Here is a 20297-nt window from a genome sequence, read left to right as displayed (position 1 = left end):
CAACCGAAACCATCCAACCCCGAAGCCTCGAAGAAGCGCATTCGGAGGAGACGAACATGCTGGAAAAATCACCGCGCCTCAAGCGCATTCAGATCGTCGCGATCACGTTTCTCATGCTTGCGGGCATCGTGAACTATCTCGATCGCAGCACGCTTTCGATCGCGAATCATTCCGTCACGCAGGAACTCGGCCTGTCCGCGTCGCAAATGGGCCTGCTGCTCTCCGCCTTCTCGTTCGCCTACGCGTTCTCGCAGTTGCCGGTCGGCGTGATGCTCGACCGCTTCGGCGCGCGCATCATGCTCGGCCTCGGGATGTTCGTGTGGTCGGTGGCGCAACTGTTCGGCGGCCTCGTCACGAACCTGCATCAGTTCCTCGCGGCGCGCATCACGCTCGGCATCGGCGAGGCGCCGCAGTTTCCGGCCGGCGCGAAAGTGGTCTCCGAATGGTTCGCGCAACGCGAGCGCGGCAAGCCGACGGGCATTTTCGTCACCTCGTCGACGATCGGACCGGCGCTCGCGCCGCCCATTCTCACCGTGCTGCTGCTGTCTTTCGGGTGGCGCAACATGTTCGTCATCATGGGCGCGCTCGGGATTGCGGTGTCGATCGGCTGGTACATCGTCTATCGCAACCGGCGCGACATGAAGCTCGAATCGCACGAGATCGCGCATCTGACCGAAGGCGAGCCCGCGCAGCGCAAGGAACGCAACATGACGTTCGCGGAATGGCGCGGCCTGTTCGGCAAAGCCACGACCTGGGGCATGATTTTCGGCTTCATGGGCGTGATCTACATGGTGTGGCTGTACCTCACGTGGCTGCCCGCGTATCTCGAACACGAGCGTCATCTGACGATCGCGAAGACCGGCTGGGTCGTGACGATTCCCTATCTGGCGGGCACGCTCGGCATGCTGTCGTCGGGCTTTATCGCCGATGGCCTGATGGCGCGCGGCGTCGCACCGATCAAGAGCCGCAAGTGGCCGATCTGCTCGGGCCTCATCGGCGGCGCGCTCTTCACCGTGCCGGCCGCGTTCACGCCGAACCTCACGCTCGCAATCGTGTATCTCTCCGCCGCGATGTTCTTCGTCAACATGGCGAGCGGCGCAGCATGGGCGCTCGTCTCGGTTGCCGCGCCGCGCCACATGGTCGCGTCGCTCGGCAGCATTCAGAACTTCGGCGGCTACTTCGGCGGCTCGTTCGCGCCGTTCATCACCGGTCTCGTCGTCGACAAGACGCATTCGTTCGTGAACGCGTTTCTGATCAGCGCGGGCGTCGCGTTCGCCGCCGCGCTCGTCTACATGTTCGTCGTGCGCTCGCCGATCGAAGACGTCGAGCAGCAAACCGAGCCCGTTCCCGCCGTCTAAATCACATCGCCATGACTTTTCAAGCTGATCTCTTCAAGGACAAGACCGTCGTCGTCACGGGCGGCACGCAGGGCATCGGCGCGGGCATCGCGCAGCAATTCGCGGCGCTCGGCGCGCGCGTCGTCGCGGCGGGCCTCGCGCCCACCGAAGCGCAGCGCGAAGCACTGGGCGGCGGCGTCGAAGTCGCACCGCTCGATGTCGCCGATGCCGACAGCGCCGCCGCCCTCTTCGCGTCGCTCGACACGCTCGACGTGCTCGTCAACTGCGCGGGCATGATCCGCCGCGGCGACGAGCACGACATCGAAACCTTCGAGCGCGTGGTCGCGGTGAACCTGAGCGGCACGATGCGCATGTGCGCCGCCGCCCGCCCGCTGCTCGCCGCCACGCAAGGCTCGATCGTCAATACCGCGTCGATGCTGACGTTCTTCGGCGGCGGCCTCGTGCCCGCGTACAGCGCGAGCAAGGGCGGTGTGGCGCAACTGACGAAGTCGCTCGCGATCGCCTACGCCGCCGACGGCATCCGCGTGAACGCGGTCGCGCCGGGCTGGATCGCGACGCCGCTGACGCAAGCGCTGCAGGACGACGACGGCCGCTCGCAAGCCATTCTCGAACGCACGCCGATGAAGCGCTGGGGCCTGCCGGAAGACGTCGCGCGCGTGACGGCGTTTCTCGCGTCGCCGGCGGCATCGTTCATGACGGGCACGATCGTGCCTGTCGATGGCGGCTATTTGGTGGCATGATTCGCAGCATCATGCTGACCGACTCTTCCTCTCTCGACGCCGCCAAGGCCACCGGCACCGCCGCCTTCTCGAAGTTCATGGCGGTGCTGCAACTCGTCGCCGACGCGAACGAGCCGCCGACCATCGCGCGTCTCACGGCGGCGAGCGGCTATCCGCGCCCGACTGTGTATCGCATCGTCGGCGCGCTGATCGCGGAAGGACTCGTTGTCGAGAGCGCGCGCGGCGGCTGTTACGCGCTCGGGCCGCGCCTCATGTCTCTCGCGAGCCGAAGCTGGGAGCGTTCGGACTTGCGCATCGCCGCCACCGACGCGTTGCAGGCGCTGCGCGACGCGACGCAGGAAACCGTGCACCTCGCGGTTCGCAGCGCGTCGGAGATGGTGTACATCGAAAAGCTGGAAAGCCCGCATGCGGTGCGCATGGCATCGCGCATCGGCACGCGGGTCACGCTTTATTCGAGTTCGGTCGGCAAGGCGTATTTATCGACGCTCGCGCCCGCCGAACGCGATGTGCTCCTGCAAGGCATCGCGTTCGAGCGCTTCACGCCGAACACGATCGTCGATCGCGCCGCGCTCGACGCCGAACTCGACGAGACACACGCACGCGGCTATTCGGAAGACCGCGAGGAAAACGAGGCGCAGATTTTCTGCTACGGCAGCGCGATCGTCGGCGCGAATGGCGCCACGCTCGGCTGCGTGAGTGTGAGCATTCCGCTGTTCAGAAAGAGCGCGACGCCGCTCGAAACCTACGTTGCGCCGCTCAGGGAAGCGTGCCGCGCGATCGCGCAGCGCATGAGCCCCGGCACGCGCTAGCGAAAGATCGTGCCGCGCGTGCGTTGCGTCGCCGCGGCGTGAAGCGCGATGAGTCTCGGCAAACGCGGCAGCGTGTGCGGCCAATGCGTCGCTTCGTGCGCGAAACGCGCCGCCATGCTGCGCAGGCTGAATTGATCCGCGGCGATCCGCACGATGACCCGGCGCGCGATCTTCCACACATCGACATCGGGCGCGATCTCGTGCGCGACGCGCTCGATTCGCTCGGCCGCCCTCGCCAGCAGCACCGCGCGCGACGCGATGCGCCCGTGCGACGCGCTGAACATGTGCTCGGCAGGCGCCTTGCCGATCGCGCCGAACAGATGCGCAACGCCGGCGCCGCGCTTCGATTGCGCCGACGCGAAACGCTCCGCCTCGCGCCGGTACGTCGCCTCGACCCGCACTTCGTGATGCGTCGCGTGAACCGCGGGCCGGCCGTGTTCGAGATGCATGCGCGCCGCCGCCTTGTGATCGCCCTCCATGAGCGCATGCGACACGCCTGCGATGAAGTCCTTTTCGTGCGCCGCGAAGATCATCATCGGGTTATCGGCTTCGAGGACGATCTGACCGCGCGTGCCGGGCTCGATGCTCACGCGCGCGCCCGCCGCATCCAGCCCCGCGTGATACACGCCGACGCCGAGCGCCATTTCGAAAAACGCTTCGATGAAGGTCGCGAGCACATCGGCCTGATCGAGGCCGCAGGAGGCGAGCGTTTCCGTATCGGTGAGCGAGGCCGTTTCGATCGCGCGCGTGGTCAGCACCGCATCGTTGCAATAGTCCCAGAGAACTTCGGGCACGGCGAGGCGCGCGTCGTCGCGCAGGCGAAAACGCAGGTAGCTCTGATCGGCGGCGCGCTGGCGCAAGTCGATCATCGCATCGACGCTCTCGCACGCGCGGCGCACCCATTCCACGGGATGCAACGCGCGGGCCTTCGCCGAACGCCGTTCCGCGAAACGCGCCGCCGCCAGCGCCAGATCGAGATCGTCCACGAGTTCGGCGTGCGCATCCGGGCGCAAGAGCGTAATGCGCACGGGAATATCGCCGACGCGTGCCCGGTGCGTCTGCTCCGCGACGCCCGCGCGCAAGGGCACGTCGCTCAGATCCGTGAGTTCGAATGCAAGCGCGGGCGGAAACGCCGCGATGCAGGCGTCGCGAAAACGCGCGGCGTCGTAGGGCGTGAAGAGTCCGTCGAGTTCGTGCAGCGCGACGCGCACCGCCGTTTCCGCGAGCGCGGGATGTGCCGCGAGCGCGCCCGACGCGCTTTCCAGCACGCGCGACAGTTGCGACAGCGCGGGCACGCCAGCCGCGAGCGGCGCGGCACGCGCGCCGTGTGACGCAAAAAAGCGCGCGACGCGCGTCATCGCGGCGCCGTCATCGGTCAGATGGCTTTCATGGACGAACGCCCGGCCAAGCCGCCAGAGCGTTGCGAGTCGTCGGACAGACAAATTCAGGCTCGCTGAAAGTGAGTTGAAACCGCTGAAAGACCGCGATGCCCGCGAGCATGGCGCCGATCGCACAATTTAATACGAATGCGCCGAGCGCGCACGCCCACGAAATCGCCCCGCCGCGTTTCAGTTTTCGATTCGATCCGTTTCCCGCCGGCGACGGCCGTTTAAGATGTGTCTCACTGATTCTTATGCCGCGCTCGGCTTTAATGTCGACATCACAGACGAGCCCAGGTGCTAAATGAAACCCCTCCAGATTACAGTCGATGCGCAAGGCCATACGGTCATCTCTCACTCCACGTCGATCAGCGAGCACTGCAAGAGCCGCGCGCGCCTGCTGTCGTCGCTCGTGAACATGGTGGCCGCGCCGGGCGGGTTCGAGCACTTCTCGGCGTTCCCCGATGCGATGAAGCGCGACATCCTGAGCCTCATGCATTCGATTGCCGAAGAGCAGTTGCCGGTCATCGACGCGCTCGAACAGCACACGGCGCAGTCGTATTACGAGCGCGGCGCGAATGCGTCGGCGGAGCACTATCGGCAAAAACATCTGCCTGAAGTCAGCGAAATTCAACAGCCGATCGAATACACGCAGCACTGATCCGGCACGAGAATCATCGAAGCGAAGCGCCTCTGCATGCGAATGCAGGGGCGTTTCGCTTTTACGCAGTCCAAAACAAACCTCCTCACTGTATCTTTTTGTGCATGCATATTTCGGAATAGTCGTAATGCGGTATCTTATTAATGCCGGACGCTACAACGTATCAATAACGAGATTGAGGCCGCATCGAGCGTTCGTGCACGAAGACCCATAACGATAATCCGAGAGGCACCATGCAACACCCTTCCGAGCGGCCGATGGCCAAGGCGATGTATATCCTCGGCCAGATCGGCGCGATCATCTGTCACGAACGCGGGCCGCGCCCGCAGACCGCGGTGCTCACCAAGATGGCATCGCGCCCCGCCGAAGGCTTTTCGATCGCCGTCGCGAGAATGAACGAAATGTGCCCGCCGCGGCGCGGACATCGCCGGGCGCTGCTGCAATGGAAGCACAAGGAAATCCGGCGGCTCTCCCGCATGCTGCCCGACCCGTTGCCCACCGCCGCGTCCGCGTATTCCCAGATGCCGTTCTGGGCCGGCTATTGCCAGTACTGGGAGGACATGCTCAAGGAGCACGTCCATCCCGACATCCACTTCGACGCCCGTCAGCTCGAACGCGCCGAGGCTTGATCGCCTTCGCCTTTGTTCGTCGAGAAATAATCGCGAAACACCGCGATCATGCCGTCGAGTTCCGTCGGCTTGACGAAGTAACCGTTGAAGCCGGTGCGCTGCGCGCGCGTCAGGTCCTCCGGGTCCGTGCGGCTCGTATGCGCGATCAGCAACATGGAAAGATCGATCGCGCGTATCGCTTCGGCGGCCTCCCAGCCGTCGCCGAGCGGCATCATCAAGTCGAGCAGCACGACGCCCGGACGCCATTTGCGCGCCAGGGATACCGCATCGAGCCCGGTATGCACGGCGCGCACGGTGAAATCGGCGTCTTCGAGTGCGAGACAGATGGCGCGCGTCGCATCGATATCGTCATCGGCGATGAGCACGCGCGGCTCGTGGTGGCGTGTCGCCGGCGACGGAATCTGCCATAGCGCTTGCGAAGGAACAGGGTCGTAGCGTTGCATCGTATGGGCCTCGGAATGGACGGAGAGTGCAGCAACGATCATTCCTCTGCGGGCTCCGAAACGCGCGTCCTCAGGCGGCATGCGGCCCGCCGACGCTACACTTCGGGAATACCCGATGGCTGTCGCGGCGCGTCGATGCACGAGCGCCGTGCAGGTTTTGCATCGCCGTGGCGCGAGCGACGGCGACGATGCTCCATCTCCAATCGAGAGGCTAATCGATGTTCGTCGTGTATTGGCTCGGCGCCAACCCTGATATCGAAGGCGCGGCGCGCTTCAAACGCTTCGATGCGAACGCGCTCGCGGACGCGCTGCGCTTTGCGGAAGCGCTTCGACGCCGCCAGGCCGGCGGCGAAGACATCGGCTACGTGACGCTGTGCAGTGAAAACCCGCATTCGGTCGGCCAGCCCGGCGTCGCCGATCCGCCCGGCGACTACGAATGGAAGAAACGCCGCCGTTAGCACGAACGTGTGTGCGGGCCGCTGCAGACGCGCGCTCATTCGCGGCTAAGTCTGCGCGGCGATGATCCGTCTCATCGATTCAGACCGGAGACGCACCATGTACAAGCACATTCTCGTGGCCGTGGGTACGAGCCTCAGCGAAAGCGCCCTGACGACCGCCATCACCCGCGCGCGCGACTGCAATGCGCGGCTCACGGCGCTGCATATCGTCGATCAGGCGCCGTGGTGGGCGGTGCCGACGGCGGAAAGCGATCCGGACGATACGCTCGATGTCATCGACGATCATGCGCGCGCCGTCACACGCTACGCCGCGCGGCTGATCGAAAGCGCGGGCATCGACGGCCTTGCGCGCAGCGTGACGCAGCCGCTCAACGGCATGAGTGTCGGCGAACTGATCGCGCAGGAGGCGAAGCTGGCGGGCGCGGATCTCATCGTGCTCGGCGGCGAATCGGACACCGGCTGGCGGCATGGCGAGGCGCGTCTGCGCGACGTGGTGTGCCTGCACGCGCGTTGCGACGTGCTGATCGCGGCGCACGCGCCCGTGGCGTCGCATGCGGAAAACGAAATGGAATCGATCGAAGCGCGCATCGCCGGATCGCAAGGCCGGGTGAATGCACGCCCGGCGCATCGTCAGAGCGCGCCGCGCAAGTGAGCCGCCAGCTGCACGATGCCCATCGAAATCTGCTTCTCGCGTTTCGCATCGAGCCGGCCGATCGGCACGCTCGTCGATACCGCGACGCGCTTGCCCGCCGGCGTCCTGCCGACATAGGCCGCGAAGCACGCGAGCCCTTCGGCCACTTCCTCGCGCTCGACCGCGAGACCGCTCGCGCGGATCGCGGCGAGTTCGCGTAGCAACGCCGCGCGCCGCGTGATGGTGCGCGGCGTCACCGCTTCGAGCCGCTCGGGAAGACGCTCGATGACATCTTCGTCGGTCATGCCGGCGAAGAGCGCCTTGCCGAGCGCGCAGCAATGCGCGGGCAGGCGCGAACCGAGATCGGAGACGAGCCGCACCGGCCGATGCGCGTCCTCGCGCGCGACATACACCACCTCCACGCCGTCGAGCACGGCAAGCTGCACGACCTCGTTGTGCTTGTTGATGAACGCGCCCGCGCCTTCGCGAAACGCCGCCTGCAGCTTGTCGTGGCGCACATACGCGTTGCCGAGCTCGAACAGGCCGACGCCGACCACGTAGCCGTCGTCGCGCTTTTCGATCCATTGCATGCGCGCGAGCGTTTCGAGCATCAGATACAGCGTGCTGCGCGAAAGGCCCGTCTGCTCGGCGAGCGCCGCCGCGCGCACCGGTTTCGCGGCGCTGGCGAGCGCTTCGAGAATGTCGTTCGCGCGGCGCAGCGCAGGCACGTCGTAGGCTTTTTCCATAGCCGTCATATTCCAACAGGTTGGATATTTAATCAACCTGATGGACACTGCCGGACGCGCGGGCTAGCATCGGCTTTCCTTTTTCGCCAGCCCATTCCAGCTCATGCAAACCGTCAACATGTCCTCCTGCCTGCCCGAAGATTTCGCCGATGCCGTGCTCATCGGCCGCGTGTGGCGTCCCGCGCCGGTGAACGGTCCGTCGGTCGTGGCGGTGCGCAAGGGCGAAGTGTTCGACATCACGCGGGCCGCGCCGACGACCGCCGATCTCTTCGATCGCCCCGATGCGCTCGATATCGCCCGCAACGCCGAAGGCGAGCATCTCGGCAACGTTCAGGACGTGCTGCAGGCGACGCTCGACGCCTCCGCCGATGGTCTGCGCCTGCTCGCGCCCTGCGACGTGCAAGCGGTGAAAGCGTGCGGCGTGACGTTCGCGGTGAGCCTGCTCGAGCGCGTGATCGAAGAGCAGGCGGGCGGCGACGCAAGCCGTGCGCAAGAAGTGCGCGAGACCATCAACAAGCTGATCGGCGCGGATCTCTCGAAGATCAAGCCTGGCTCGGAAGCCGCAATGAAGCTGAAGGCCGAACTGGAGCGGCGCGGCGCGTGGTCGCAATACATGGAAGTCGGCATCGGGCCGGATGCGGAAGTGTTCTCGAAGTCGCAGCCGATGTCGTCGGTGGGTTTCGGCGCGGACGTCGGCCTGTATCCGACATCGCAATGGAACAACCCGGAACCGGAGATCGTGCTCGCGGTGAATGCGCGCGGCGAGATCGTGGGCGCGACGCTCGGCAACGACGTGAATCTGCGCGATATCGAAGGCCGCAGCGCGCTGCTGCTCGGCAAGGCGAAGGACAACAACGCGTCGTGCGCGATCGGTCCGTTCGTGCGTCTCTTCGATGAGCGCTTCACGCTGGATTCGGTGCGCGCCACGAGCGTGTCGCTGAAGATCGAAGGCGCGGACGACGACTTCGTGCTCGAAGGCGTGAGCCACATGAGCGAAATCAGCCGCGATCCGGCCGATCTCGTGACGCAGACGCACGGCGCGCATCATCAGTATCCGGACGGCTTCATGCTCTTTCTCGGCACCATGTTCTCGCCGATCAAGGATCGCGATACGCAAGGCGGCGGCTTCACGCATCATCTCGGCGACGTCGTGACGATTTCCACGCCTTCGCTCGGCGCGCTCGTCAATACCGTGCGGCTGTCGACGGAAATCGAGCCGTGGACGTTCGGCGTGCGTGCGCTGTATCAGAGTCTCGCGGCGCGGAGATTGCTCGGCGCGTCCGCGCAGTGACGATCACGACGCGCCGAAGCCGAATCCCTTCGCCTGTCCTTTCGTGACGAGCTGAACCGGCGTCTCCATGTACGGCGACAAATCCCTTTGCCGCCGTTTTTCCACGAGCGCCTTCACCGCCACATCCAGCCCGAATACCGCCTGCCGCGCGCCGAACTGTTCGACGGTCGCGAGCAGGCGCCCGTCGTCGAGCATCGGCTGCACGGCGTCGATATTGTTGTAGCCCGTCACCAGCACGCGGCCGCTCTTGCCCGCGATGCGCACCGCGTCGATCGCGCCGATTGCGATGTTGTCGTTCGCGCAGAGCAAGCCGCGCAGCGTCGGATGCGTATAGAGCATCTGCAGCGCCGCCGACTTGCCGCCCATCACAGTCCAGTCGCCGCCGTCCGGCGGCGCGATGCGCAAGCCCGCCGCGTTCATCGCGTCCTTGAAGCCGAGCGTGCGCTGCTGCGAATTGCGATCGTTCGGCGGCCCTTCGATGATGCCGACTTCATCGCCCGCCGCGAGCTTCGACGCGAGATAGCCGCCGACGAGCTTGGCCCCGCGCCGGCTGTCCGGTCCGACGAACGGAATCGTGAGGTTCGCGGCTTCCTGCGCGGCTTCGTCGAACGGATTGTCGATCGCAATGACGATGACGCCCGCCGCGATCGCTTTCGCGGCCACCGGGAGCAGCGCTTTGGAATCCGCGGGCGCGATCACGATCGCGTTGGTCTTCGCCTCGATCAAAGTTTCGACGATGTGAATCTGCCCGGCGATATCGTTGTCGGTGTTCGTGCCGTGCGTCGTGAGATCGAGCTGCGACGCGTAATGCCGCTGATAGTTGCGCGCGCCATCGATCATCGATGCGACGAACGGATCGTTCAGCGACTTCAGCACGAGCGCGACCGTCGCCTTGTCCGAGGCCGCGCGCGCCTCGCGCATGCGCGCGAACCCGCACGCGCTCAGGGCGCACGCGGCAAGCAGGCGGCGGCGGGCAAGGCTCGTCATGGAAACTGATGGTTGAGACGGTCGAAGACGTCTCATTGTAGACGCACGGGTTCGCGCGCCGAAGGCAGCCCGGTCGCCCGTAAGGCTTCCCGTTTCAGCGCGCCGCCGCTTCCACGAGCGCGGCCACGCCGCTCACCGGCTTCATCAGATCGGCGTCGAGGCCGTGGCGCGCGCGCAGATACTCCGTCGCGTTATAGGACAGCCACGCGCGGCCGCCCCCGTCTTCCCATGCCAGCACCTTGAGCGGCAAGTCGAGCGCGGCGGTCGGCACGGCCTGCATCAGCGGCGTGCCCGCCTGCGGATTGCCGAACACGAGCAACTGGCTCGGCGGCATCGCGAGACCGGCGCGCGCCGCGTCGCCGCTGAAGTCGATGCGCGCGAACAGCATCAGGCCGCGCGCGCGGATCAGCGCTTCGAGCTTGTCGGCGCTCGCGATGGCGCCCTGCGCGCTAGCAATCGTGACGACGCCGTTGTCCGCGGGATCGATGCTCATTGCCTGCTCCACGCCAGCGCAACGAACGCCGTGCACAGCGCTTCCATGCCGAGAGCGTCTTCATCGTCGAAGCGGTTGGGCACGGGGCTATCGACGTCCCACACGCCGATCAGCGTGCCGTCGTTCGCGACGAGCGGCACGACGATCTCCGAGCGCGACGCCGAATCGCAGGCGATATGGCCGGGAAACGCTTCGACATCCGGCACGACCTGCGTGCGCCGCTCGCGCGCCGCCGTGCCGCACACGCCGCGCCCGATCGCGATGCGCACGCACGCGGGCTTGCCCTGAAACGGCCCGACGACGAGTTCGGTTCCATCGAACAGGTAAAAGCCCGCCCAGTTGAGGTCGGGCAGCGTGTGATAGACGAGCGACGAAAAATTTGCGGCATTGGCGACGAAGTCGGCTTCGTCGGCAATCAGGGCGCGGGCTTGCTGCAACAGGTCGTCGTACTGCGCCGCCTTGGTGGCGTGCGTGGCTTGAGAGATCGAGAACATGGCGAAAAGCATCAAAAAGTTTCGCCGACGATAGCACAACGATCCGGCGCGCGTTTTTCGCTTCGCCGAGCATTTGTAAGAACCATCGCCTAGTGTGAAAGGCGCACCGGTCGTGGTTGTCTGCATCGGTTGCTTAGAAGCAGCTTCGGGAATTCCCTGCTTTACTTCGCGCCGTCTTCGTTCTTAAATAAATCAACTTGATTTAATTAATACGCGGCAGCAAGACCGCTTCGAAAACGGAGACAGCGCGTGAAACCCCTAAGCGGCCGAGGAAGCAATTCTGCGAGCGTGCGCCGGTACAACGAGCGCCTGCTGCTGCAGGCGTTGCGGCGCACCGAGCCGGCTTCGAAAGCCGAGCTTGCGCGTCACGCGAATCTGACGAGCACGGCGGTCGGCAGCATCGTCGAGTCGCTGGAAAATGCGGGCCTGATCGAATACACCGGACGTCGTCTGGACGGCCAGCGCGGCCAGCCCGCGTCGCTCATCCGGCTCGATCCGCGCGGCGCGTTCGGTATCGGCGTGCGGCTGGATCGCACGGGCATCGAGACGGTGCTCGTCAATTTCGCCGGCGACGTGCTCGCCCGCAGCGCGCTCGACGCCGTGCTGCCGCACCCGTCCGAAGTGCTGAGGATCGTGCGTCGCGATATCGAAAGCATGCTCGGCCTGCTGTCGGCGGCGGAGCGCGAACGGCTGACGGGCGTCGGCATCGCGCAGCCCTTCAATCTCGGCAGCTGGCTGCGCGAACTCGGCCTGCCCGCCGAAACCTTCCGCGCCTGGGACGAAACCGATTTCGCCGATACGCTCGGCCGCGCGCTGTCGCTGCCGGTTTTCAGCGAGAACGACGGCAACGCCGCCGCCACCGCCGAACTCTTCTACGGCCACGGCCGCCGCTGCGACGACTTCGTCTATCTCTTTCTCGGCTCGGCGATCGGCGGCGGCATCGCGATCCACGGCGACTGCCTGCGCGGCGCGTCGGGCAACGCGGGCGATATCGGCGTGATTCCCGTGCCGCCGAGCCGCCTGCCGTCCGCGCCGCAGCCTGCGGGCCAGTGGGACATTCTGCTGTCGCGCGCGTCGCTCAACGCGCTCGTGCGGCATCTCAACTACAGCGGCGCGGCGGCGGACAACCGCGTCGATTTGCAGGCGTGCATCGAACGGCGTCTGCCGGCCGTCGACGAATGGATCGACGACTGCATCGAGGCGCTCGCGCCCGCCTTGCGCGCAACGCTCTGCGTGCTCGACGTGCCGATGGTCGTGATCGATTCCGATATCGACGGCGGCCTGCTGGACAAGCTCGTAAAACGTCTCTCGACGACGCTCGCCGCGAACGCGCCCGAAGCGCGCGGTACGCCAACGCTGGTGCGCGGCACCTTCGGCCCGGATGCGGGCGCGATCGGAGCCGCCACGCTGCCGATGTTCTTCAACTTTTCACCGCGCGCGGCCGGTCTTCGCCACGCCGGCATCAAATCGCAGGAGGTGAACCATGCCGCATGATGTTTCGACTCGACCGCCATTGCTGGAAATGCGCGGCATCAGCAAGACCTTTCCGGGCGTGCGCGCGTTGAACGACGTGCGTCTCTCGGTCTATCCCGGCGAAGTGCATTCGCTGATGGGCGAAAACGGCGCGGGCAAATCCACGCTGATGAAAATCCTGTCCGGCGCGTATCAGGCCGACGCGGGCGGCGAGATTCTCATCGATGGCCGCGCCGTCACCATCGACGGGCCGCTGGCCGCGCGCGCGCTCGGCGTCGCCGTGATCTATCAGGAACTGAGTCTCGCGCCGAATCTCTCGGTTGCGGAAAACATCTATGCGGGGCGCGAATTGCGCCGCGGCAGGCTGGTGGACCGCGCGGGCATGGAGCGCGGCTGCGAGGAGGTGCTCAAGCGCCTCGGGGCCTCGTTCAAGCCGCATACGCTCGTCGGCGATCTGTCGATCGCGGAGCGGCAGCTCGTCGAAATCGCGCGCGCCGTGCATGCGAAGGCGCGCATCCTCGTGATGGACGAGCCGACGACGCCGCTGTCGTCGCGCGAAACCGACCGCCTCTTCGAACTCGTGCGCCAGTTGCGCGAGGAAGGCATCGCGATCATCTACATCAGCCATCGCATGGCGGAGATTTACGAGCTCAGCGACCGCGTGTCCGTGCTGCGCGATGGCTCGTATGTCGGCACGCTGATGCGCGACGAGCTTTCCGCCGAAAGCCTCGTGAAGATGATGGTCGGCCGCGATATTTCCGGCTTCTACAAGAAGGAGCACGCGCCCTACGATCCGGGCAACGTCGTGCTCTCGGTGCGCGATATCGCCGACGACAACCGCGTGAAAGGCTGCAGCCTCGATCTGCACAAGGGCGAAGTGCTCGGCATCGCGGGCCTCGTCGGCGCGGGGCGCACGGAGCTTGCGCGCCTCATCTTCGGCGCGGAGGAGAAAACGCGCGGCGAGGTGTCGATGCACGGCAAGCCCTTGCGCCTGCGCACGCCTCGCGACGCGATCGACGCGGGCCTCGTCTATCTGACCGAGGACCGCAAGGGACAAGGCCTGTTCCTCGACATGAGCGTGCGCGACAACATCAACATCACGATCGCGGGCCGCGATGCGAAAGCGGGCGTCATGGACCTCGCGCGCGGCAACACGCGCGCCAAAGACGCGATCGCCGCGCTCACGATTCGCGTGCCGAACATGCGCGTGAACGTGGGGGCGCTGTCGGGCGGCAATCAGCAGAAGGTGCTGCTCTCGCGCCTGCTCGAAACCCAACCCGAAGTGCTGATCCTCGACGAGCCGACGCGCGGCGTCGATATCGGCGCGAAGTCGGAAATCTATCGAATCATCAACGATCTGGCGCGTTCGGGCGTCGGCGTGATCGTCATCTCGAGCGAGCTGCCGGAAGTGATCGGCGTGGCGGATCGCGTGCTCGTGATGCGCGAAGGGGAAATCGCGGGCGAACTCGGCGGCCATTCGGGCAAGCCGATTTCGCAGGAAGGGATCATCGAACTGGCGACGGGCTCGAAGGCCGCGCTGGCGGCTTGAGTCAGGCATTCTGGAGAGAGACATGGCTAACACGACGAAACACCACGACACGGCGCCCGTTGCAAAGGCGGAAAGCACGGCGCAGCGGCAAACGCGCATCGAACACAAGGAACGCATGCAGGTGCTGATGCGCACCGCGGGCATGCTGCCGGTGCTGATCCTGCTGTGCATCGGCTTCGGCGTCGTGACGGACGGCTTCTTCAGCTTCCAGAATCTGTCGATCGTCACGCAGCAGGCTTCGATCAACATCGTGCTCGCGGCGGGCATGACCTTCGTCATTCTGACGGGCGGCATCGACTTGTCGGTCGGCTCGATTCTGTCGGCGGGCGCGGTCGCGGCGCTGCTCGCATCGAACATTCCGGGCTGGGGATGGCTCGGCATTCCGGCGGCGCTCGCGGTCGGCCTGGGCTTCGGCGTCATCAACGGCCTGTTGATCGCGCTGCTGAAACTGCCGCCGTTCATCGTGACGCTCGGCTCGCTCACCGCCGTGCGCGGCATCGCGCGGCTGATCGGCCACGACACGACGATCTTCAACCCGCAACTGCCGTTCGCGTTCATCGGCAACGACACGCTCTTCGGCGTGCCCTGGCTTGTGATCATCGCGCTGCTCGTTGTGCTCGTGTCGTGGTTCATCCTGCGCCGCACCGTGCTCGGCCTGCGCATCTATTCGGTCGGCGGCAATCCGGAAGCGGCGCGCCTGTCGGGTATCAAGGTGTGGGGCATTCAGCTCTTCGTCTACGCGATGTCCGGCCTGCTCGCGGGTCTCGGCGCGGTGATGTCGGCGGCGCGTCTCTATGCGGCGAACGGTTTGCAACTCGGCCAGTCCTATGAACTCGACGCCATCGCGGCGGTGATTCTCGGCGGCACGAGCTTCGTGGGCGGCGTGGGCTCGATCGTCGGCACGCTGGTCGGCGCGCTGATCATCGCGGTGCTCTCGAACGGCCTCGTGCTGCTCGGCGTGTCGGATATCTGGCAGTACATCATCAAGGGCCTCGTGATCATCGGCGCGGTGGCGCTCGACCGGTATCGCCAGCGCGGCTCGGCTCGTACCTGATTCACTATTCGGGCGCATTCGGGTCCGCGTGCGCCCGCCCCAATAAACGGACCAACTGGAGACAACAACATGCGCAAGCACAATAAGCTTTTCGCCAGCGTCGCACTCGCGCTCGGATTCACGATGTCGCTATCCGCGCAAGCCGCCGACAAGCAGCTGAAGTCCATCGGCATCACGGTCGGATCGCTGGGCAATCCGTATTTCGTGACCATCTCGAAGGGCGCGGAAGCCAAGGCCAAGTCGATCAATCCGAACGCCAAGGTGACGGCGGTATCGTCGGATTACGACATGAACAAGCAGTTCACGCAGATCGACAACTTCATCTCGGCGCACGTCGACATTATTCTGCTGAACGCCGTCGATCCGAAGGCGATCGAGCCGGCGGTGAAGAAGGCGCAGAAGGCGGGCATCGTCGTGGTCGCGGTGGATGTCGCGGCGGCGGGCGCGGACGCGACCGTGCAGACCAACAACGTGCAGGCCGGCGAGATTTCCTGCGACTTTCTGGCGAAGAAGCTGAACGGCAAGGGCAACGTGGTGATCGAAAACGGGCCGCAGGTGTCGGCGGTGATCGACCGCGTAAAGGGCTGCAAGTCGGTCCTCGCGAAGAATCCCGGCATCAAGATCCTGTCCGACGATCAGGACGCGAAAGGCTCGCGCGAAGGCGGCATGAACGCGATGCAGGGCTATCTCACGCGTTTCCCGAAGCTCGACGGCGTGTTCGCGATCAACGATCCGCAGGCGATCGGCACGGACCTCGCGGCGAAGCAGCTGCATCGCGGGAATATCGTGATTACCTCGGTGGATGGCGCGCCGGATATCGAGACCGCGCTGAAAAGCGACACGCTCGTGCAGGCGTCGGCGAGTCAGGACCCGTGGGCCATGGCGCAGCAGGCGGTGAGCGTGGGCTATGACCTGATGAACGGCAAGAAGCCGGGCAACACGACGATCCTGCTGCCGTCCACGCTCGTCACGCGCGAGAACGTCGGCAGCTACAAGGGCTGGTCGTCGCCGCGTTAAAGACTATCTGAGCGGCACGATGCGCAGCGCGCCCGGCTTGTCCGGCGCGCTCGACCGGTCCACGACGATGAGCCGTTTGCGCGCGACATCCACCGCGACGCCGCGCGGCGCGCCGATGCCGTCGGCGATGACCGCCGGACGGCCGCGCTTCGAAATGCTGCATACGGCGTGCGCGCCGCATTTCGTGTAGAGCGTGCCGTCGGGCGACGCGGCCAGCAGGTCGGGCGCATCGACGGTCGCGAAGACATCGCTCGCGGGAACCGGCGCGCTCGCGGCGCGCGCCGCCTGCAAATCCACCTGGTAGATGCGGTTCGCGGCCTGATCGCTGATATAGAGCGCATCGGCGACCGCGGCGAGACCCACGGGCTTCGCCAGGCCGGTGACGATATCGCGCTCGATCACCTGCCGCGGCGCCGTGCCGCGCGTGATGACGCTCACGCCGCCCTTCGCGGGCGCATCGCCTTCCTTCACGAACCAGCTCGACAGGAACGTGCCGCCGTCGAGTACGAGCAGACCCAGCCGCCGCCGCGCCGCGTTCGTGTCCGATGCGAGCGCGACCTGCCCGCTCGGCGCGACATCGAACACCGCGCTCGCCGCGCCGAATCCGAAGCGCTCGACCAGCAGATGCCCGTTCGGCGCGAACGCGATCTGGCTCAGGCCCGTGCGCTCGCCCTCGGCGGCCGGAATGCGCGCGTACAGCGAAAAGTCGCCCCCGCCGATATCCGATGTCATCACGATGCCGTTCGATTTGTCGTCGGTGACGAACACCGCGCCGTCCGCATCGCGCACTGCTACGCCGTTCGGCGTGCCGGAAAGCGGCACTTGCTGCGCGCTCGTGCCCGGCGCGACCGAGCCGCACGCCGCGAGGAACATGGACATTGCCACCGCCGCCATCGCCCGCCGATTCATGCGAATTCTCCCGAAAACATGCCGTGAGGGACGAAACATCGTAATCCAGCGGCGAATCTTCCGCGCAATCGCGGTCCGGGCGAAAAAAATTGACACCCTCTTGAAACCAGCCTAAAACCATCCATATGGATGGTAACGGGAGGTTTGAATGAAGAAAGAGGCGTTGGATCGCTCGCGAGGCAGCGAAACCGAAAAAATCACGATCAATCTCGGTCCGGTCGATCTGGGCCAGATCGATCTGCTCGTGGAAGAGGGCTTTTACTCGAATCGCACGGACCTGATTCGTACGGCGATTCGCAATCAGTTGTCGATTCACGCGCCGGCCGTCAAGGAGACGGTGACGCGCCGCGAATTCGTGCTGGGCCTTCAGCATTTCTCGAAACACGACCTCGAAGCGGCGCTCGCGGCCCATCAGCGGCTCAGGATTCAGGTGCTGGGACTCGCCAGCATCGCCACTGACGTCTCGCCCGAACTCGCGCTGGCGACGATCGATTCGATCGTCGTTCGCGGCGCGCTCCATGCATCACCGGCACTCAAGGCGGCGCTCGCGGACCGAATCCGGTAGCGCGCCCGGCTCAATGCCCGACAACGGAACCGACATGAAACTCAACGAAGGCTTTTTGGACTCGATGAAAGAGGCGTTCGCCCGCTTTCGCAGCAACGACCCTGCCGCGGCGGCGGAGATCGTGAAGCGCGCCATGCGCGGCGAACAGACGGACGCGATCGCGACACCCTTCGCCGACGTCCTGCCACCCCGCCCCCACGCGCGTTCGACGCACACCGCGCCCGACGTGGAGGAACGCGGGCATTTCAGCATGCGGCGCTATGCGAGCGCCGCTGGCCAGCGCGATTACAAGCTCTACGTGCCCGCTCATTCCGGCGGCGGTGAGCCTCTGCCGCTCATCGTCATGCTGCATGGCTGCACGCAGGACGCGGACGACTTCGCAGCCGGCACGCGGATGAACGCGCTGGCCGAGAAACACGGATTTATCGTCGTTTATCCGATCCAGCCGCAGGGCGCGAACGCGTCGAAGTGCTGGAACTGGTTCAGACGCGCCGATCAGCAGCGCGACCGCGGCGAGCCGGCGCTGATCGCGGGCATCACGCGCGAGGTGATGGCGAATTGCAACGCCGATCCGGAACGGGTCTACGTGGCGGGCCTGTCGGCGGGCGGTGCGATGGCGGCGATCCTCGCGCAGACTTATCCCGATTTGTATGCGGCGGCAGGCGTTCATTCGGGCCTGCCAGTCGGGTGCGCGCACGACTTGCCGTCCGCGCTGGCGGCGATGCGCGGCGGCAAGGCGCATTCCAAGGCGCGCAAGGCCGGGCGCGCGGACACCGACGATAGCCGGACTTCCCGGTCTCCGCTCATCGTATTTCACGGCGATGCGGATGCGACGGTTCATCCCGCCAACGCGACCGAACTCTTACGCGAATTCTCGGCGAATGAAGTGATCGCGGAAGGCGCATCGGCCGGTCATGGCGGCGGACGAAAACACACGGTTCGGCACATGAAGTCACGATCCGGCGTGAACGCCGAACTCTGGACGATCCACGGCGCGCCCCACGCGTGGTCCGGCGGTTCTTCGCGCGGAAGCTATACGGATCCCGCCGGCCCCGACGCCAGCGCCGAGATGGTGCGATTCTTCCTGCAACACCCTCGTCGTCACTGAATGAAGCGCGCGGCGGTGCCGTTCATCTCGGCGCTGCCGCGCGCTTGACCGATTTTGTCAGAATTGGTACACTGCTGGCCCAGAAGTACTCAAGAAGTTCGATTGCTGCTCATCAATGTCCGTTTTTTCCCTGGCGGTATTCGTTGTCCACTCCCTCCTTGCTGCTTCTCCAGTTCCCTTGCGGAACGTATGTTTAACATCAAAATTATCTAAGGATTCCAGATGGATACCGGTATCGTCAAATGGTTCAATGACACGAAGGGCTTTGGCTTCATCACGCCCGACAACGGCGGCGAAGATCTTTTCGCTCACTTTTCCGAAATTCGCGCCGATGGCTTCAAGACCCTGGCTGAAAACCAGAAGGTGAGCTACGAGACGAAGCGCGGTCCCAAGGGACTGCAAGCTGCGAACATCAAGCCGCTCTGATCGTCGCAGGACACGGGTTCCGATCGCGAACCCTGTTCATGGGGCCTCCTTCCGGAGGCCCTTTTCATTTGTGCGACGCTTTAAGCCGGACTCGCCGCGAAATAACTGATCTCGCGTTTCGTGGGCGTCAGCACGCGCACCGGCGCGCCGCTGATCCAGGCCCGGATGTTTTCGACCGATTCGCCGTAGTAAAGGCGATAAGACTCGTCGGTCACGTAACCGATATGCGACGTCGCGATCACGTTGTCCAGCGTCCGGAACGGGTGCTCCGCGGGCAACGGCTCCTGATCGAAAACATCGAGCGCCGCGCCTGCAATCCGCTTTTCACGCAAAGCCTCGATCAACGCTTGCTCGTTGACGATCGGTCCGCGTGCCGTGTTCACCAGTAGCGCGTGCCGTGGCATCGACGCCAGTTCCGCGCGGCCGATCAGGTTTCGCGTGCGCTCCGACAGGCGCACGTGAACCGAAAGAATATCGCTTGTCGCAAGCAGTTCTTCCTTCGAGACGTACAACGCGCCATGCTGCGCCGCCGACTCCCGCGTCATGTTCTGGCTCCACGCGATCGTGCGCATGCCGAAAGCCTGCGCCACCCGCGCGGTCGCGCCGCCGGTGTAGCCCAGACCCAGCAGGCCGATGGTTTTGCCATGCAGGTCGCCGCCCACCGAAACTTGCCAGCCGCCCTTCCTGAACGACGCGACTTCCTCCGGAATATGCCGCGTCGCGGCGAGGATGAGCGCCCACGCAAGTTCCGCCGCGGCCGTTGGCGATGATGCCGTTCCGCACACCGTGATGCCGAGTTCATGGGCCGCTTCGATATCGATGGCCGCGTTCCACGGTCCCGTGCTCGCCAGCAGCCTCAGATTCGGCAGCCGCGACAGGACGCTGCGCGTGAACCAGGTGCGCTCACGCATGACGCAAAGAATGTCGTAGGGTTGCAGACGCTCGACCAGCGCGTCCTCGTCGCCGATCGTGTTCGTGAAAACGGTGATATTGGCGCGCTCGCGCAAGCCGTTCCAGTCGCCGAACCGCAGCGCGGTGTTCTGGAAATCATCGAGAATGGCAATGTTGTGCATGTGT

Annotated in this window: 23 protein-coding genes; 15 read left to right on the top strand and 8 right to left on the bottom strand. The window is 65.3% G+C overall.

Translation table 11 applies throughout. The features are described 5' to 3' along the window. Positions 1-56: 56 nt before the first annotated feature. From LY284_RS28150 to LY284_RS28140, 3 genes are read left to right on the top strand one after another with little or no spacing between them, the layout of a single operon-like run. A complete protein-coding gene (locus LY284_RS28150; protein WP_233389470.1) occupies positions 57-1358 on the top strand; it encodes an MFS transporter in 1302 nt (433 codons plus the stop codon). Between the two features lie 11 nt (positions 1359-1369). Next, a complete protein-coding gene (locus LY284_RS28145) occupies positions 1370-2098 on the top strand; it encodes an SDR family NAD(P)-dependent oxidoreductase (RefSeq protein ID WP_233389467.1) in 729 nt (242 codons plus the stop codon). Continuing rightward, positions 2095-2907 (top strand): IclR family transcriptional regulator, encoded by an 813-nt coding sequence (locus LY284_RS28140; protein WP_014252830.1) that lies wholly within the window; start codon positions 2095-2097, stop codon positions 2905-2907. The genes LY284_RS28145 and LY284_RS28140 overlap by 4 nt, the downstream gene beginning before the upstream one ends. Here LY284_RS28140 and LY284_RS28135 read toward each other — a convergent pair. Further along, positions 2904-4349 (bottom strand): AarF/UbiB family protein, encoded by a 1446-nt coding sequence (locus LY284_RS28135; RefSeq protein WP_233389465.1) that lies wholly within the window; start codon positions 4347-4349, stop codon positions 2904-2906. The two genes, LY284_RS28140 and LY284_RS28135, sit on opposite strands and share 4 nt — an antisense overlap. Positions 4350-4590: 241 nt before the next feature. Here LY284_RS28135 and LY284_RS28130 point away from each other — a divergent pair, with 241 nt between their 5' ends. Together LY284_RS28130 and LY284_RS28125 are read left to right on the top strand one after the other, a co-directional pair. Next, entirely contained in the window at positions 4591-4947 is a 357-nt protein-coding gene (locus LY284_RS28130) for a hypothetical protein (protein ID WP_014252832.1), read from the top strand. Positions 4948-5180: 233 nt separating this feature from the next. Beyond that, positions 5181-5576 carry a hypothetical protein gene (locus tag LY284_RS28125; RefSeq protein ID WP_233389463.1) on the top strand — a complete coding sequence of 132 codons (396 nt, stop codon included), beginning with the start codon at positions 5181-5183 and terminating at the stop codon, positions 5574-5576. Here the strand turns inward: LY284_RS28125 and LY284_RS28120 are convergent. Further along, positions 5552-6019 (bottom strand): response regulator, encoded by a 468-nt coding sequence (locus tag LY284_RS28120; RefSeq protein WP_233389461.1) that lies wholly within the window; start codon positions 6017-6019, stop codon positions 5552-5554. The genes LY284_RS28125 and LY284_RS28120 overlap by 25 nt on opposite strands. Before the next feature lie 218 nt (positions 6020-6237). Here LY284_RS28120 and LY284_RS28115 point away from each other — a divergent pair, with 218 nt between their 5' ends. Continuing rightward, a complete protein-coding gene (locus LY284_RS28115; RefSeq protein ID WP_233389459.1) occupies positions 6238-6477 on the top strand; it encodes a hypothetical protein in 240 nt (79 codons plus the stop codon). Between the two features lie 97 nt (positions 6478-6574). Continuing rightward, the gene (locus LY284_RS28110; protein WP_233389457.1) at positions 6575-7129 is read left to right on the top strand and encodes a universal stress protein; all 555 of its coding nucleotides are present in this window, start codon (positions 6575-6577) and stop codon (positions 7127-7129) included. Here the strand turns inward: LY284_RS28110 and LY284_RS28105 are convergent. Continuing rightward, positions 7108-7854 (bottom strand): IclR family transcriptional regulator, encoded by a 747-nt coding sequence (locus LY284_RS28105; RefSeq protein WP_233389455.1) that lies wholly within the window; start codon positions 7852-7854, stop codon positions 7108-7110. The genes LY284_RS28110 and LY284_RS28105 overlap by 22 nt on opposite strands. Before the next feature lie 103 nt (positions 7855-7957). Here LY284_RS28105 and LY284_RS28100 point away from each other — a divergent pair, with 103 nt between their 5' ends. After that, a complete protein-coding gene (locus LY284_RS28100; protein ID WP_233389453.1) occupies positions 7958-9145 on the top strand; it encodes a fumarylacetoacetate hydrolase family protein in 1188 nt (395 codons plus the stop codon). A 3-nt stretch (positions 9146-9148) separates the two neighbouring features. On the opposite strand, the gene LY284_RS28095 is transcribed toward LY284_RS28100, so the two are convergent. From LY284_RS28095 to LY284_RS28085, 3 genes are all read right to left on the bottom strand, one after another. After that, positions 9149-10132 (bottom strand): substrate-binding domain-containing protein, encoded by a 984-nt coding sequence (locus tag LY284_RS28095; protein ID WP_053571703.1) that lies wholly within the window; start codon positions 10130-10132, stop codon positions 9149-9151. A 94-nt stretch (positions 10133-10226) separates the two neighbouring features. After that, positions 10227-10625, bottom strand: a complete 399-nt coding sequence (locus LY284_RS28090; protein ID WP_233389451.1) for a DUF302 domain-containing protein — start codon at positions 10623-10625, stop codon at positions 10227-10229. Beyond that, entirely contained in the window at positions 10622-11119 is a 498-nt protein-coding gene (locus LY284_RS28085; protein ID WP_233389450.1) for a GAF domain-containing protein, read from the bottom strand. Before LY284_RS28085 ends, LY284_RS28090 begins: the two co-directional genes overlap by 4 nt. 249 nt (positions 11120-11368) lie before the next feature. On the opposite strand from LY284_RS28085, the gene LY284_RS28080 reads away from it, so the two are divergent. The 4 genes from LY284_RS28080 to LY284_RS28065 all read left to right on the top strand — a co-directional run bounded on the left by LY284_RS28080 (position 11369) and on the right by LY284_RS28065 (position 16212). Beyond that, positions 11369-12613 carry an ROK family transcriptional regulator gene (locus LY284_RS28080; RefSeq protein WP_014252841.1) on the top strand — a complete coding sequence of 415 codons (1245 nt, stop codon included), beginning with the start codon at positions 11369-11371 and terminating at the stop codon, positions 12611-12613. After that, complete coding sequence (locus LY284_RS28075) at positions 12603-14141, top strand: sugar ABC transporter ATP-binding protein (protein WP_052485894.1); 1539 nt, start codon at positions 12603-12605, stop codon at positions 14139-14141. Before LY284_RS28080 ends, LY284_RS28075 begins: the two co-directional genes overlap by 11 nt. A gap of 22 nt (positions 14142-14163) precedes the next feature. Then, complete coding sequence (locus LY284_RS28070; RefSeq protein WP_077161227.1) at positions 14164-15195, top strand: hypothetical protein; 1032 nt, start codon at positions 14164-14166, stop codon at positions 15193-15195. 69 nt (positions 15196-15264) lie between these two features. Continuing rightward, positions 15265-16212: an ABC transporter substrate-binding protein gene (locus tag LY284_RS28065; protein ID WP_233389448.1), complete on the top strand. Its 948-nt coding sequence runs from the start codon at positions 15265-15267 to the stop codon at positions 16210-16212. 3 nt (positions 16213-16215) lie between these two features. Here LY284_RS28065 and LY284_RS28060 read toward each other — a convergent pair whose 3' ends face one another. Continuing rightward, the gene (locus tag LY284_RS28060; RefSeq protein WP_233389446.1) at positions 16216-17121 is read right to left on the bottom strand and encodes a hypothetical protein; all 906 of its coding nucleotides are present in this window, start codon (positions 17119-17121) and stop codon (positions 16216-16218) included. A gap of 148 nt (positions 17122-17269) precedes the next feature. Here LY284_RS28060 and LY284_RS28055 point away from each other — a divergent pair, with 148 nt between their 5' ends. The 3 genes from LY284_RS28055 (at position 17270) to LY284_RS28045 (ending at position 19220) form a co-directional block, all read left to right on the top strand. Then, entirely contained in the window at positions 17270-17686 is a 417-nt protein-coding gene (locus LY284_RS28055) for a CopG family transcriptional regulator (RefSeq protein ID WP_014252846.1), read from the top strand. A gap of 34 nt (positions 17687-17720) precedes the next feature. Beyond that, positions 17721-18794 carry a PHB depolymerase family esterase gene (locus LY284_RS28050; protein WP_233389445.1) on the top strand — a complete coding sequence of 358 codons (1074 nt, stop codon included), beginning with the start codon at positions 17721-17723 and terminating at the stop codon, positions 18792-18794. Between the two features lie 222 nt (positions 18795-19016). After that, positions 19017-19220, top strand: coding sequence for a cold-shock protein (locus LY284_RS28045; RefSeq protein WP_014252848.1), 204 nt, complete (start codon positions 19017-19019; stop codon positions 19218-19220). Between the two features lie 80 nt (positions 19221-19300). On the opposite strand, the gene LY284_RS28040 is transcribed toward LY284_RS28045, so the two are convergent. Further along, positions 19301-20293, bottom strand: coding sequence for a D-2-hydroxyacid dehydrogenase family protein (locus tag LY284_RS28040; RefSeq protein WP_233389443.1), 993 nt, complete (start codon positions 20291-20293; stop codon positions 19301-19303). Between the last annotated feature and the right edge of the window lie 4 nt (positions 20294-20297).

Origin of the sequence: Caballeronia sp. PC1 (assembly GCF_021353155.1) — a bacterium.
GTDB classification, from domain to species: Bacteria; Pseudomonadota; Gammaproteobacteria; order Burkholderiales; family Burkholderiaceae; genus Caballeronia; species Caballeronia cordobensis.
Note: the sequence above shows the minus strand (reverse complement) of the source record. Positions and strands in the feature narration are given on the sequence as shown.

Excerpts from the sequence above, each read along its gene's own strand:
- LY284_RS28145 (WP_233389467.1), top strand. The coding sequence starts at position 1,370 with ATGACTTTTCAAGCTGATCTCTTCAAGGACAAGACCGTCGTCGTCACG.
- LY284_RS28120 (WP_233389461.1), bottom strand. The coding sequence starts at position 6,019 with ATGCAACGCTACGACCCTGTTCCTTCGCAAGCGCTATGGCAGATTCCG.
- LY284_RS28050 (WP_233389445.1), top strand. The coding sequence starts at position 17,721 with ATGAAACTCAACGAAGGCTTTTTGGACTCGATGAAAGAGGCGTTCGCC.
- LY284_RS28115 (WP_233389459.1), top strand. The coding sequence starts at position 6,238 with ATGTTCGTCGTGTATTGGCTCGGCGCCAACCCTGATATCGAAGGCGCG.
- LY284_RS28055 (WP_014252846.1), top strand. The coding sequence starts at position 17,270 with ATGAAGAAAGAGGCGTTGGATCGCTCGCGAGGCAGCGAAACCGAAAAA.
- LY284_RS28130 (WP_014252832.1), top strand. The coding sequence starts at position 4,591 with ATGAAACCCCTCCAGATTACAGTCGATGCGCAAGGCCATACGGTCATC.
- LY284_RS28095 (WP_053571703.1), bottom strand. The coding sequence starts at position 10,132 with ATGACGAGCCTTGCCCGCCGCCGCCTGCTTGCCGCGTGCGCCCTGAGC.
- LY284_RS28040 (WP_233389443.1), bottom strand. The coding sequence starts at position 20,293 with ATGCACAACATTGCCATTCTCGATGATTTCCAGAACACCGCGCTGCGG.
- LY284_RS28125 (WP_233389463.1), top strand. The coding sequence starts at position 5,181 with ATGCAACACCCTTCCGAGCGGCCGATGGCCAAGGCGATGTATATCCTC.
- LY284_RS28045 (WP_014252848.1), top strand. The coding sequence starts at position 19,017 with ATGGATACCGGTATCGTCAAATGGTTCAATGACACGAAGGGCTTTGGC.
- LY284_RS28070 (WP_077161227.1), top strand. The coding sequence starts at position 14,164 with ATGGCTAACACGACGAAACACCACGACACGGCGCCCGTTGCAAAGGCG.
- LY284_RS28140 (WP_014252830.1), top strand. The coding sequence starts at position 2,095 with ATGATTCGCAGCATCATGCTGACCGACTCTTCCTCTCTCGACGCCGCC.
- LY284_RS28060 (WP_233389446.1), bottom strand. The coding sequence starts at position 17,121 with ATGAATCGGCGGGCGATGGCGGCGGTGGCAATGTCCATGTTCCTCGCG.
- LY284_RS28090 (WP_233389451.1), bottom strand. The coding sequence starts at position 10,625 with ATGAGCATCGATCCCGCGGACAACGGCGTCGTCACGATTGCTAGCGCG.
- LY284_RS28100 (WP_233389453.1), top strand. The coding sequence starts at position 7,958 with ATGCAAACCGTCAACATGTCCTCCTGCCTGCCCGAAGATTTCGCCGAT.
- LY284_RS28110 (WP_233389457.1), top strand. The coding sequence starts at position 6,575 with ATGTACAAGCACATTCTCGTGGCCGTGGGTACGAGCCTCAGCGAAAGC.
- LY284_RS28105 (WP_233389455.1), bottom strand. The coding sequence starts at position 7,854 with ATGGAAAAAGCCTACGACGTGCCTGCGCTGCGCCGCGCGAACGACATT.
- LY284_RS28085 (WP_233389450.1), bottom strand. The coding sequence starts at position 11,119 with ATGTTCTCGATCTCTCAAGCCACGCACGCCACCAAGGCGGCGCAGTAC.
- LY284_RS28065 (WP_233389448.1), top strand. The coding sequence starts at position 15,265 with ATGCGCAAGCACAATAAGCTTTTCGCCAGCGTCGCACTCGCGCTCGGA.
- LY284_RS28150 (WP_233389470.1), top strand. The coding sequence starts at position 57 with ATGCTGGAAAAATCACCGCGCCTCAAGCGCATTCAGATCGTCGCGATC.
- LY284_RS28075 (WP_052485894.1), top strand. The coding sequence starts at position 12,603 with ATGCCGCATGATGTTTCGACTCGACCGCCATTGCTGGAAATGCGCGGC.